Origin of the sequence: Bacillus sp. FSL M8-0077 (assembly GCF_038050255.1) — a bacterium.
GTDB lineage: Bacteria > Bacillota > Bacilli > Bacillales > Bacillaceae > Bacillus > Bacillus altitudinis.
The window spans coordinates 207,366-220,587 of the sequence record NZ_JBBPAF010000001.1 but is presented as its reverse complement, the minus strand read 5'-3'; the positions used below and the strand labels follow the sequence as shown (position 1 = coordinate 220,587).

Here is a 13,222-nt window from a genome sequence, read left to right as displayed (position 1 = left end):
CGGGTCCACTCCGCAAGGCTTTTGATTATTCCACCGTTTGATCAGAAGAAGCTGTTTCAATCGGTTTTCGTTTACCAATTCCAAAGATGAAGAAGCTAAGCGCTACAACAATCAAGAAAACAATCCCCACAATAAGAGAAATACGCGTATCCTGATTAATGAGCATAAACACAAGAACCATCGATAAGAAGCCGATCGTAAGATAATTAGAAACTGGTGCTAGCGGCATCTTGAATGGATGCTGATCAAGCGCTGCCCCCTTCGCCTTTCTGAAGCCAATGTGACTAATTAAAATGACAAACCAAGGCACCATACCTGGAAGGACACTCGCACTATACACATAAACGAAAATGTTTGGCGGAGAAACATAGTTTAAGACCACCCCAACCGCTAAACCAATCAGCACAGCAAATGTCCCAAAATACGGTACACCATTCTTCGAAATTTTTGTGAAGAAAGCAGGTGCCTGTCCATTCACACCTAATGTATAAAGCATACGTCCCGCACTGAAGATTCCACTATTACAGCCGGACATCGCTGCTGTAATGACAACAAAGTTAATAATACCTGCTGCTGCCGTAATTCCAATTTTCGCAAACGTCGCCACAAATGGACTTCCGAGCGTATTCAGCTGATCCCACGGATACACCGTTACGATGACAAAGATCGCACCGATATAGAAAATCAAAATACGCCAGATGATGCTTTTGATGGCATTTGTCAGCGTCTTTTGCGGATTTTGCGCCTCACCTGCAGTAATCCCAATAAGCTCTACCCCTTGATAGGCAGCAATCACTAGGGACAATGCAAACAAGAAACCGCTAAATCCACCTGTAAAGAATCCGCCATGCGCCCAAAGGTTAGACAAACCAATCGCTGTTCCACCATTGCCAAACCCAAAGAAAATAATGCCTAAACCTGCAATGATCATTAAAATAATCGTCACAATCTTGATCATCGCAAACCAGAATTCAAACTCACCGAATGACTTAACCGAAATCAAGTTGGCCGCACCTAAAATGATCATGGCGATTAATCCGGGAATCCACGCCGGTAACTCCGGGAACCAATATTTCATATAAGCGCCTACGGCGATAATCTCAGACATTCCAACAATGACCCACTGGAACCAGTTACTCCAAGCTGTCATATACCCCGCAAGCGGATGAATATATTGATGCCCAAATGTAGCAAACGATCCCGTACTCGGTTCAAGATACAACATTTCTCCCATCGCACGCATAATAAAAAAGATAAAAATACCACACACTGCGTACGCTAGAAGAACCGATGGACCTGTCCATTGAATGGCTTTAGCTGACCCCATAAATAAGCCAACACCAATTGTGCCGCCAAGCGCGATCATTTGAATATGACGAGCACTTAACCCTCTCTTTAATTCCTTTTGAGCCACTTCTATTCCCCCTCATCAACAAACAACATAAAAAATAAAAAATCAGAATTTTCATTCTGATTCAAAATCTTCAATCTTTCGATGTATATTATCATAATAAATCTACCCTTAAAAAACAATTGTTTTTTTGAGGAAAACAATATTAGCAAAATATTCTGACATAAAAAGATATTCAAATTATTTTATATTGATATATCGAATCAGAGGATCAACATCGATTCAATGACCATCACTTAATAGAAAAGAACCCCCCCTTATATCCACCTCAAAGCTTTTCCCTCCATTTTTATAAACCATTTTCTGCTGATCATCAACACATGGAAAGTCATTATGAAAAGTACCTGATCTTTTCTTCACATAACAAATAAATCCATCATTTTCCGGAATCGCCACTTTGACAGATGCTCCAGTTGACGTCGATTTGAGTGAATGCAGCATGGCCTTTGAATGAATCTGTACCCTTCTGCCTATTAAATTCAGATCAATATCCGAAAAAGCACCTGCCATCTCCACTTTTGACGATGTGGTACGCAACCTCAATGTTTGCGTGTTGAGCTGTTGGCTAGAGATCAGTCCACCAACTGTCTGCAAGCGCAGATGCTTGATTTCTCCCGTGAACAAGGACTTTCCAGAAATCAATTGGCAGTCAGCCTCCTCCACCTTCAGTCCATCCAAGAATAGGTTTGCTCCTTTACAATGAATAGACAAGGACTGTAACTGTGCCTGAGGGAGATAAATCTCCAAATTCGTTTGATGAAGATGAAGCCCCAAGCTGATCGCTCGTTTTCTTTTATCTTGAATGACTAGCCTGCCTTCCTGCACTTGATGATGCAGTAAATATCGATGGGGAAAAACGTGATTGGTGGTCTGCATCATCAATAAATAAGGATGTTCATGGTGATAAAGGCGAACATCTCCCACCAGCCAGTTTAACGAAATTTCCGTTATTGCTTCTTCAATTTGAACCGTATGCTTCACATGCCTCCATCCTTTTCCCATCATGAATTACCTCGTTTGCAGCCGGCCGATGCGGCTCCATAATTCCAAGATCACAATGAGAATTGCCGAGATCATCACTCCTGACAGGACGAGGTTCAATTGATCATTTCCATAGATGGCCAGCGATACATTTCCTAAAACAGCACATAAAACAATTGCAGTCAGGACGGTCATCAAAACAGATTTCTTCCTCAATCCTATTCTCATCGACATCAAACCAATCGCTTGAACACAAACAATTAACACAAAGAATGTTTTCATCAATTGAAACAGAGCACCTGCCGTCAGCGTATCATGAACAATAGGGAAGAACATTTCAGTCACACTGAACACAACAAATGAAGGAATGATGCTGCACACCATCGCAAACGTTGAGAGGCACACCATCCATATCATGTGAGAAAGGAATCTCACTGAATTGGATGAGTGTTCCTGATCAACAGTCTTTCCTACACGCCAATACAGCATAGCTGTGATGATAGAAAAAAAGATCATCCATACTGTACTCGTTAACAAATAAATATTCGTATATTGCTGAAAACCCTGTTCGTGTTCAATTTTTGCAGCAAACGCAATAAAATAGATGAATACTAGCAGCACAATACTTGCGATAAAACTAGCTTGAATATACTGCTTCATGTGGCCTTTTCTTAGCTCAATCTTCATAAAATGAATCATACGTCATCCTCCTATCAGTTGGCATTCTTTATCTTTCGGGCAGATCATACCCGCCAATTTCAGCATAGTGCGCTGTCACCTTTTGAATAAATAGATCACTCACAATATCCACGCCAAGACCCTTCATCATCTGCTTTAAAAAACACAAACGCTGGACCGTTTCTTCATGATTGCGTACAAACAATGTTGGATTCAACCATATATTCACAAGAAGCAAAAATACTTCTGCCACTTCACCAGGAAACGCAGTTTCCAGCGAACCATCCTCAATCCCTTCAATGATTAACTGTTTGATTCTCACAGCGTCCTGATTGACACCTGTCTTCATGCCTTCAATCACAAATTGCGGATTTTTCATCTGATCAACCAAGATCCCATCAATCGAATGAGACTGAGGGTCTGCCACAAGCTGCTCTAGGATCAGTTGGAGCTTCTCTTTCGCATGAGCTGCCTCCGTATGCTCAATCAACTCCTCAAGCTTCTCGGTTGCATAACGAAACTGCCGATCCATCACGCCACGTAATATTTCTTCCTTCGATTTAAAATGATGATAAATAGCCCCTTTAGACATATTCAATTCAAGGATAATATCTTGCAAACTTGTCTTTTCAAATCCCTTTTCCTGAAACAACTTTGTCGACACGTCCAAAATTTGCTGCATCGTCTTTTCTGGATACTTATTTCGCGCCAGTTCAAACGCCTCCTTTTACATACCGACCGTCGGTATGTTTAATTATATTTTTCATTATAAACGGTTCATGCAGATTTGTATACAACAAAAAAGACCGCTCACACGGTCTCCTCAAGCTCGAAATGCAAATTCATCGGCACATCTGGCAGAACCGAAGCCTCTACCATATTCGTTGTAGGTGTTTTCTCATCCACTTCCTCAAATCGAAAACCGTCAGCCCAGACTGTTCCATGACCGCTGAGTAGCACTCCAAAATGAATGGATTCACTGCGCGTAGGAACATCTAATACGATCGCATATTGATTCCATTCCGTAGAATCTGTCACAGGTCGATTCTGCATATTATCAAACTGCACCGTATCACCCTTTCCGTCATCTACCCGCATCCAAATTCCTGCTGAAGATACATTCTCTGTTTTCAAGAAAGCAGAGAGCTTCAACCGCTTGCCTGCATACTCTTTTGCTTGAAACCCCTGCATCATTGTCGCAAACTGTCCTTCTTGTACGCCTTCTTTAGATGATAAAACACCTGATTGCTTTCCCGTATGAAACTCTGCTGTATCAACACCCATCTCATACATATGCGGATGTGAACCACTCAAACCCCAGCCAGGTACTGCTTCATGTAATGTCATCGAATCTTCCTCCTTTTTCATTTGCATGTCTCTCATCATGGACCTGTACATTCCGGGAGGTAAAGAATAAAGATGCTTAAAAGCACGCGTAAAGGCTTCCTGCGATTGGAATTGTAACGAAAACGCGATGTCTAAAATCCCCTGATCCGTATACAAAAGAAGCTGTGCAGCCGTAGCTAATCTTCGTTTCCGCACATATTCCCCCATCGACAGCCCGGTTTCTCGTTTAAATACACGCAGCAAATGAAAATGTGAATACCCTACTTTCTCATGCACCTGTTTCAGCGACAGCTCATCCATCAAATGCGACTCCAAATAAGAAATCACCTCTTGCGTCACCCGACTATACATCATCTCCCTCACCTCTTCTTGATCATAAAACAAATCAGTTCACTCGTTTTGATCTAAATTGCGATGTTTCATCTGTTCAACTCAAACAGAAGCTGAGGGGGAAGAACGCTAACGTGAGCGCTCGTTGTTCGATAGAAACTCCCTCACATCATCTGCGATTTCTTTTGATTTCGTATGATGCAAATAATGACCGCCTTTGAAAGTAACGACTTTTCCGTGGTCTACATTTTTCAGCAGCTCTTCATGCATTGGTTTCCAGTTTGGTGTTTCTTTCTCCGTTTGATCCGCTAGATAGAAAGCCACAGGGAGCTTCTTAGGGAAATGTAGGCGTTGAGCGTTTTTAAAATTGTTTCTAAAGTTTTCTGCCTCACTCGCTTGGCTTTCATCCAAGAAATTTCGGAAAGTCAGCATTTTAATCTGAGCTTTCGTTTGATCATCTACTTTAGGCATCACCAGTTGATCTGGATTCATTTTCACTATCAATCTGTAAAAGCCGGATTGATGAAGCAGCTGTAAGCTGGAGACTGGCAATTCATCTGCATCCTCCTGCTTAGGAAAACTACTATCAATTCCAACAAAGGCTTGGACTTCTTTTTCGTATTGATTCACATATTCTAATCCATAAATGCCAGCAATCGAATGACCCATTAGCGTATATTTTTTAATGTTGAGTTTCTGCAAACATTCATGAATCTCATCCACAATGTTTTGACTTGTCCTTACTTTATCTGTGTCGTCACTTAAACCATAACCAAACGGTTCAATCACAACGACTCTATAATCTGACGATAACTCCTTGACTAACGGTTCAAAATCCAGCACGGGTGAAGCAGTTCCATAGCCTGGTAGAAGGACAATCGTTTCTTTCCCATCGCCTTGAATGAGCACATTCATCTGCTTCCCATCCACCAAGACCTTTTGCCCATAAGCTTCTATTTTCCCTTTCTCCCGTTCATTACTAATGAGGTTTACAAAATAAACAGTAGCTAGAAAAACAACCATGACCGTGATCATGGTGCCTATGAAGATCAACATGATTCTCAATATTTTTTTCATTGATTTTCTCTTCCCTTCATGATGAAGAACTCTAGCTTTACATCCATCGATGAAAATTAATATTTTCTTTCACAATAGATGATGCCGATTGTATTTGCGCAAACACTTGATACATACATAAACGTAATTGCTATATAAAACCACTCTGTTGGAGATGAGAATTGATGGACCAAAGATTGAACGACAGCAACCAATATATAGGCTAAAGCCACACCTATAATGGAAAAACTTCCGGCTTTCGCTAAAATAAATTGACCTCGTTCATCATGTTTATATTCACGGTTTTTCTTAAATTGAAAGGCCGTGCTTAAAATAGAAAGGGTAATGAGAGAATAAAGTATGATCGTCGTTATCATTGTTGTTCCTCCTTGTCGACCTCTTGAAATACGTCATACAAATCAACTTCAAATGTCCTAGCAATTTGAAATGCTAATTTTAAAGACAAAGAATATTTACCATTTTCAATCGCTGCCACAGTTTGACGAGTCACACCTAACTTCTCTGCCAAATCCTTTTGTGTCCAGTCTTTTTCTGCCCGTAATACTTTCATTCTATTTTTAATTTCCATTTCAGATTCCTTTCTTAAAGGATGATTTATTTAACAATATGTTAAAAATAATTAACATTATGTTAATTAACAATAACCTCTTTTCTTCTGTATGTCAATTTCACCGGATGCAAAAAAGAATCATCCATTTTGAAAGGCCTACCTCAAAATGAATGATTCTCTATAAATGATGATCATCTGATTTAAAACACTTTCCTCTGGTAAATCGCAGTAGAAAGTCCCCAAGACAGCAAATAGATGAGCATAATCAGTACAGTTGACCCGTATATACAATAGGGATCGATAAATTTATGATAAAATCAGTGATCCCACTGAATTGCTCTGCTAAATAGAGAACAACAGGCGGTCCCATAGCAGATAATACGATAAAGCCAATGATCACTGCCGTTGTGATATAACCAGGCTTTAAGATATAAAACAATGGAAACGTACATGCTGCGAACAATAAAAACAACCCGCTGCCAATCGCAATATCTGACAGCGAAAACAGCTTCCCAAACACAAATAATGCAGCACTTGTCAGCACAATCGCAATACTCATATAGAAAATGGCGCCAAGATAACGTGATGCGATAATTTCTTTACGTGTATAGGGCAAGGAATTTAATAGAATATTCGTTTCTGCCTTCTCATCGTACGCATATGTGTTAAATGGAATGAAGACACTAGCAACTAGAAACGTCAATACCGGATGTACATCCATGAAAATAAAAAATAAGATAAACGGAAGAAAAATCATCAGTTGCTTCTTTTGCAAAATCACATCACGTTTAATTAAATGAAACATGCTCCACCCCGCCTTTCATGTAAAACATGATATCCTCCAATGATGGCCGTTCAATGACAACAGCATCCCCGAAAATAGCTTTCACACCTTCTATACGATCTGTTAATGCCTCAAATCCTACTGCTGTTCGCTGAATATGGACAAAGGCTTTTTCAGTGTCTCGATCAAGCAAATCCAGACTTCCTTTCACCAGCGCATAATTCTCCGCTACATCATGAATCGACTGCTGAAAGATGAGCTGCCCATTTTGAATAAACGCAATATAATCCGCAATCCGGTCTAAATCTGTTGTCATATGAGTCGAGAAAAAGATCGTCCGATTCCCATCAATCATCAATTCTTGTAACGTACTGAGCAGCTCTCTTCTAAAGACCGGATCTAGCCCAGCAGTTGGTTCATCCATAATAATCAGCTCGGCATGATGCGACAGCGCAATCGCCAGCGATGCCTTCATCTGCATCCCTTTTGAAAATGTTTTAATCGCTTTATTCAGCGGCAGACCAAACTGTTCAATATATTGATAAAAAAGCTGGTCATCCCAGCGTTTATAGGCAGGTGCCACAATTCGTTTGATGTCTTTTAAATTCAATCCTGGGAAAAAAACGTTAGCATCGTAAACAAAGCCAATTCGTTCCTTAATCTCTTTTTCATGGGTGCGATAATCTAATCCAAAAATTTTAACCTCACCAGAATCTGGTTTTAACAAATTCATGATCATTTTAATCGTGGTCGACTTACCGGCTCCATTTTCTCCAATAAACCCAGTAACAAAGCCCTTTTTGACCTGTAAATCAAGATTCTGCACAGAAAAGTCTTTGAACCGTTTTGATACTCCTTTGAATTCAATCACGTGCTCCACTCATCTCACTCCTCATACAAGAACTTTAATAACTGCTGCAATTCATCAAAAGATAAGCCTAATTCCTTGCCGTTTGTAACAACCGCTCCAAGCTGTTCCTCAATCACCTTCAATTTTTTCTCTCTCATGACCTCTAGGTTTTGCTCGGCAACAAATGATCCCTTCCCTACAATCGAATAAATAAATCCTGCCTTCTCTAACTCTTCATATGCACGTTTTGTTGTAATAACGCTGATTTGTAAATCCTTCGCCAGCTTTCGAATAGACGGCAGGGCCGCACCTTCTGCAAGCTCCCCCGTTAAGATCAACGATTTGATTTGCGTCGTAATTTGCTCATAGATTGGCTCCTTAGAATGGTTAGAAATCGTAATTTGCATATAAAAACCTCTTTTTTCTGTACTGGTATTTGCGATGAAATATTGTATATACACTATATATACATTATATACACATTGAAAGAATATTCAACTCCTTTTATCAAATTTTATATCATACGATCCAAATAAAAACCGCACAGCTCTTCAGCTATGCGGTTTCCCAACAAATCAATTTATCTCCAATATACCCATTTTCCCATAAGCCATTCTACAGGCCCTCTTCTCCACTTTTTCAAATAGAGATAGCTGATGAACAGCTGAGCTGTGTATAGTCCAACAGCAAGTAGCAGTCCAAACATTGAGCCCATTTGTCCGAATAACCCAAGTCCGTAAGAATAGAAAATCGTTGTACAAATAATAGATTGTGCTAAATAGTTTGATAAAGACAATCGGCCAAGTCCTGCAAGCAGACGTTTCAACCCTTGTGCAGCCTTTGAATAGTAAAAGACAATAAAAGCTTGAATATAACCGATCGTCAGGACATAGGCTCCTAACGTCAGCACCATTTCACTCCAAGGAGCATCAATGAACGTCGCACATTTTAAAGCGAGCCCGATGATAATCATCCAAACCCAGCCTTTACGATAAGCCATGCCTCGATCTTCTTCTGTCAAATGACCTTTTTTCCCAATCGCCATGCCAAGCAGTGCAAATGGACCGATCATGATAGGAGCATAGAGAAGACTTAAAATTGGTGTCAGAGTAAGTGTTACAATTGCCATCATGATGGAGACGATTACCATATCATCTTCAATTGTAATTCGGCTCAACACAATATCGCCATATGTACCAGTCCCATATACATTTGTTAATAATTCAGAATTTCCGTAAATAAAATTCATTAGAGATGGATAAATCACTAAAGATACGGCACCTAAAATACCCGACCATATAAACACTGTTTTGATTCGGCTGTGTATAAACATCATTAGGAAAAACGTACAAGCTCCATAATAGAGAAGAATGTCGCCACTCCAAATAAAGATTAAATGCAACATCCCAAGCACAATAAGACCAAAGCCGCGGCGAACGACGATGGCATTCGTATTCAGCCCCTTTGCCTTCGTGGATTCAATCAACTTGATAAAAGAATACCCAAACAAAAAGGAGAAAATCGGATAAAATGACCCCTGAAACAAGATCTCCGTCACATATACCCCAAACTCCTGTCCCCATATGCTCGGATCAAACATCTTCTCAAAATCATAATCATATTGGAAATTAAGCATATTCACTATTAAAATACCTAATAAACTAAAACCACGTAAACTATCAATAAACTCAACCCTAGATCCCTTCAACACGACAGCTCCTTAAACAACATATAACAAATTTAAGATATACCTGTATATTTTACCAAATATTTTTTCAAAATAGTATATATTTCTAATAAAAAAGTGATCTTTCATCCTATCAGTGAATCCACCCTATCTTATGATTCAATTTCCCCCTATTTTCATCTCCTCTTGATCATCAAAACGCTCATTCAAGGAAAAAGCCGAGGATCCCTTACATTTTATCTCTAAATAGCACAATATATCTGCATATTATTTCAATTATTATATAAATTTTACATTTTATTGTGGATATACCCTTCATTGACAATGAATATTTCTTCATATACACTTTGGGTGGATTTAGGAATAACATTCCTAATCTATCAAATTCTAGAGGGGGAATATCATCATGAATGATCAAAATTTATCTGATATCGTGAGACACCACGCCACTCGCACACCACATCATCCAGCTTTAGCGTGCCACCATCGTAACATCACATATGCTGAACTTGAGAAACAAAGTAACCAGTTCGCCAATTACCTTATCAAAATGGGCGTAACGAAAGCTTCTCATATTGGCCTAGCCTTAGAAAGATCACCACAATTGATTGTCTCTATTCTCGCTATCACCAAAATAGGAGCCGTTTATGTGCCTATAGATATAAATTACCCTAGTGAACGTATTCAATTTATGATTGAAGATGCCGAACTATCGTTTTTACTCACCACATCAAACACCATCTCACGCTTGAATTCTTTGCATATTCCCATGATCAACTTAGATAAAGACAACCGTCATATCCTTGTACAACAAGCAACCAGTCCATTAATTGATATCAATCCTTCTGATGCCGCTTATATCATGTATACCTCTGGCACAACAGGAAAACCAAAAGGTGTTGTCATTACACATAGATGTATCATGCACCTAACGCATAACCCTTCCTTTCTGCCCGTTAATTCTTCTGATACCTTAGCATTATTATCTACCATCTCTTTTGATTCCTCTACATTTGAAATATGGTCCGCTTTATTAAATGGAGCGACACTCGCTATTCCTCCTTCTGGAAAACTGACTCCTGAACTCGTCAGTCAAACCATTAAAGACTATGATGTATCGATTCTTTTTTTAACTACTGGATTGTTCAACTTGATGATCGAGTCACACCTGAACGATATCAAATCAGTTAAATACATCGTCTCTGGCGGAGATGTCATGTCTCCTCAAGTCGTTCATCAAGCATTAAAGGAGCTCCCACATACGACCATCATTAATGGCTATGGTCCGACAGAAAATACGATTTTCACAACAACTTTTCAACTGCCAAACACATGGGATGAGCTAGTCAGTATACCGATTGGCAGACCTGTAGCAGGAACCGTCATTGACATCACAAATGAACAAGGTGAATCTGTCTCTCAAGGACAAATAGGAGAACTCATCACTTCAGGAGATGGACTAGCATTAGGCTACTGGCGAAGAGAAAACCTAACAAAGGAACGTTTCATCGAACGGGATGGAAGAACCTATTACAAAACAGGGGATCTTGTTCGACAACAACCTGATGGCCTGATCGAATATATTGGTAGAAAGGATGACCAAGTCAAAATTAGAGGCTTTCGTATTGAGCTTAGCGAGATTGAGCATGTGTTGATCCAGCACCCAAGTGTTAAATCCTGTTTGGTGACAGCCACAGAAATTATACCTGGGGATAAACGCATCATTGCATACATCATTCCGTCCAACAAAAAGACATGGGATCTATATACCATTCAAACTTATGCAAAGAAAACATTCCCTGATTTCATGCGCCCTGCACATTATGTTCTATTGACAAACTTCCCTACGACCACAAATGGAAAAGTCGATCGAAAAGCACTACCAAGACATCATTTCGACAGACCCAACCTGCAAACTGAATATGTCGCACCAACCAATCAAACCGAAGAAGCACTCTGTGAAATATGGACAGACCTATTAAAGGTAGAGCCCATTGGCACAAACGATCACTTCTTCGACTTAGGAGGAAACTCCATCCTTGCCGCCAAAACCTTAATGCGTATGCAGGAAACATTACACGTTGAACTACCTGCCAGCACCCTTTATGAACATCCTACGATTCAACAAGTTCATCTTATGCTACAAAATCAAACACCTGAGCCGAAACAACAGCTCACATCAGAGGGATTTTTAGATGAAAAGATTCAGCCAAAGCACCTATTCGATTCTAAATCCTTTAAGCAGAATGCCGTGTTATTAACAGGAGCAACCGGCTTTCTAGGCGCTTATCTCATTAAAGAGCTTGTTCGAATGAATCCCTCCATCCAAATCTATTGTGTCATCAGAGCAAGAGACAAACAGCACGCAAGACAGAGAATACAAGTAAATATGGAGAAATATCACCTATGGGACGAACATTATCTGAAACAACTAAAACCGATTGTAGGTTACTTGGACAAGCCTCAACTAGGGCTCTCAACAGAGGAATTTCAACAACTCGCCCAAACCATTGATGCCATCTATCATAATGGAGCAAAAGTCAATTACGTTCAGCCCTATCACATGCACAAGGATACAAATGTCACCGGCACAGAAAATATCATCAAACTCGCCTGCACAGAACAGGTAAAGCCTGTTCATTTCTTATCGACCATTGCCATATTCGGACCTGCCGGGTATCTAGATGGCACGACCGTTCTTTTTGAAGATACATCCATCGATGCTTATCTTCCTATTGTAGAAAAGGACATTGGGTACTCTCAAAGTAAATGGGTGGCAGAAAAAATCATGTGGGAAGCAAAAAAACGTGGCGTGCCGATCACAGTCCTTCGCCCAGGCTTCATCATGGGGGACAGTCAAACAGGCGTTCATAATACAGAGGATTACATGGCGAGACTAATCAAAGGATGTATCCAGTTAAAGGCTTACGGTGAGCTACCGAATCAACGAAAAGAATTCGTACCCGTCGACTTTGTTTCAAAAGCCATTACAACCATATGCAAGGATCCAGCCAACTTCGGCAAAGCCTATCACCTCGTTCCACCTCAAGAAGAAAGCATGGAATTAAGTGAATTTTTTCAAAAAATCACAGAAGAAATAGGCTATCCATTAGAAAAGAAAGCATATAACGCTTGGGTAGAAGCTCTCATTCAAGCAAGCGATCAAAACGCAGACAACGCCCTTACGCCATTTCTTCCAATGCTCACTGAAAAGGTAGAACAAGACAAAACAGTCTGGGAACTATACGAAAACATGGCGCACTTTGACTCAACAAATACTCAAACGGTTCTCCAAGCACATGGAATGACCTATCCCCCTATGGATGATCATTTAATCAAACGCTATTTCAAATACATGGAGGACATTGGATTTTTAAAATTTGATTCAAACACTGCTCTGAGAATATAAAAGCATTCCCTTGTTTTTAAACTCAATACAGGAAGTAATAAAAGGTTGGATTCAACATCCAACCTTTTATTACTTACCTTTCATCAACTGTACATTTCTAGAACACCTCGGTAGAAAA

The 13,222-nt window shown here is 39.9% G+C and carries 12 protein-coding genes and 1 pseudogene; 1 reads left to right on the top strand and 12 read right to left on the bottom strand.

The window, feature by feature from the left end; translation table 11 throughout:
• Nucleotides 1-25: 25 nt before the first annotated feature.
• The 12 genes and pseudogenes from NST57_RS01235 to NST57_RS01180 all read right to left on the bottom strand — a co-directional run bounded on the left by NST57_RS01235 (nucleotide 26) and on the right by NST57_RS01180 (nucleotide 9,716).
• Nucleotides 26-1,414, bottom strand: coding sequence for an amino acid permease (locus tag NST57_RS01235; protein WP_341297859.1), 1,389 nt, complete (start codon nucleotides 1,412-1,414; stop codon nucleotides 26-28).
• A gap of 219 nt (nucleotides 1,415-1,633) precedes the next feature.
• On the bottom strand, nucleotides 1,634-2,413 hold the full coding sequence (locus NST57_RS01230; RefSeq protein ID WP_341297858.1) for a DUF4097 family beta strand repeat-containing protein: 780 nt from the start codon (nucleotides 2,411-2,413) through the stop codon (nucleotides 1,634-1,636).
• Nucleotides 2,414-2,419: 6 nt separating this feature from the next.
• Nucleotides 2,420-3,091, bottom strand: a complete 672-nt coding sequence (locus tag NST57_RS01225) for a bacitracin ABC transporter permease (RefSeq protein ID WP_341297857.1) — start codon at nucleotides 3,089-3,091, stop codon at nucleotides 2,420-2,422.
• A 28-nt stretch (nucleotides 3,092-3,119) separates the two neighbouring features.
• Complete coding sequence (locus tag NST57_RS01220) at nucleotides 3,120-3,752, bottom strand: TetR/AcrR family transcriptional regulator (protein ID WP_341297856.1); 633 nt, start codon at nucleotides 3,750-3,752, stop codon at nucleotides 3,120-3,122.
• A gap of 128 nt (nucleotides 3,753-3,880) precedes the next feature.
• Nucleotides 3,881-4,771 carry an AraC family transcriptional regulator gene (locus tag NST57_RS01215; protein WP_341297855.1) on the bottom strand — a complete coding sequence of 297 codons (891 nt, stop codon included), beginning with the start codon at nucleotides 4,769-4,771 and terminating at the stop codon, nucleotides 3,881-3,883.
• Between the two features lie 105 nt (nucleotides 4,772-4,876).
• Complete coding sequence (locus NST57_RS01210) at nucleotides 4,877-5,824, bottom strand: alpha/beta fold hydrolase (RefSeq protein WP_341297854.1); 948 nt, start codon at nucleotides 5,822-5,824, stop codon at nucleotides 4,877-4,879.
• 56 nt (nucleotides 5,825-5,880) lie between these two features.
• On the bottom strand, nucleotides 5,881-6,180 hold the full coding sequence (locus NST57_RS01205) for a hypothetical protein (protein ID WP_008343907.1): 300 nt from the start codon (nucleotides 6,178-6,180) through the stop codon (nucleotides 5,881-5,883).
• Nucleotides 6,177-6,392, bottom strand: coding sequence for a helix-turn-helix transcriptional regulator (locus NST57_RS01200; protein WP_178929565.1), 216 nt, complete (start codon nucleotides 6,390-6,392; stop codon nucleotides 6,177-6,179). The genes NST57_RS01205 and NST57_RS01200 overlap by 4 nt, the downstream gene beginning before the upstream one ends.
• Before the next feature lie 182 nt (nucleotides 6,393-6,574).
• A pseudogene (locus NST57_RS01195) lies at nucleotides 6,575-7,179 on the bottom strand (ABC-2 transporter permease).
• Complete coding sequence (locus NST57_RS01190) at nucleotides 7,163-8,038, bottom strand: ABC transporter ATP-binding protein (RefSeq protein WP_341297853.1); 876 nt, start codon at nucleotides 8,036-8,038, stop codon at nucleotides 7,163-7,165. Before NST57_RS01190 ends, NST57_RS01195 begins: the two are co-directional and overlap by 17 nt.
• A gap of 5 nt (nucleotides 8,039-8,043) precedes the next feature.
• Nucleotides 8,044-8,415 (bottom strand): GntR family transcriptional regulator, encoded by a 372-nt coding sequence (locus NST57_RS01185; protein WP_017366490.1) that lies wholly within the window; start codon nucleotides 8,413-8,415, stop codon nucleotides 8,044-8,046.
• 173 nt (nucleotides 8,416-8,588) lie between these two features.
• Nucleotides 8,589-9,716, bottom strand: a complete 1,128-nt coding sequence (locus tag NST57_RS01180; protein WP_341297852.1) for a DUF418 domain-containing protein — start codon at nucleotides 9,714-9,716, stop codon at nucleotides 8,589-8,591.
• A gap of 385 nt (nucleotides 9,717-10,101) precedes the next feature.
• On the opposite strand from NST57_RS01180, the gene NST57_RS01175 reads away from it, so the two are divergent.
• A complete protein-coding gene (locus NST57_RS01175; protein ID WP_341297851.1) occupies nucleotides 10,102-13,104 on the top strand; it encodes a non-ribosomal peptide synthetase family protein in 3,003 nt (1,000 codons plus the stop codon).
• Nucleotides 13,105-13,222: the final 118 nt, after the last annotated feature.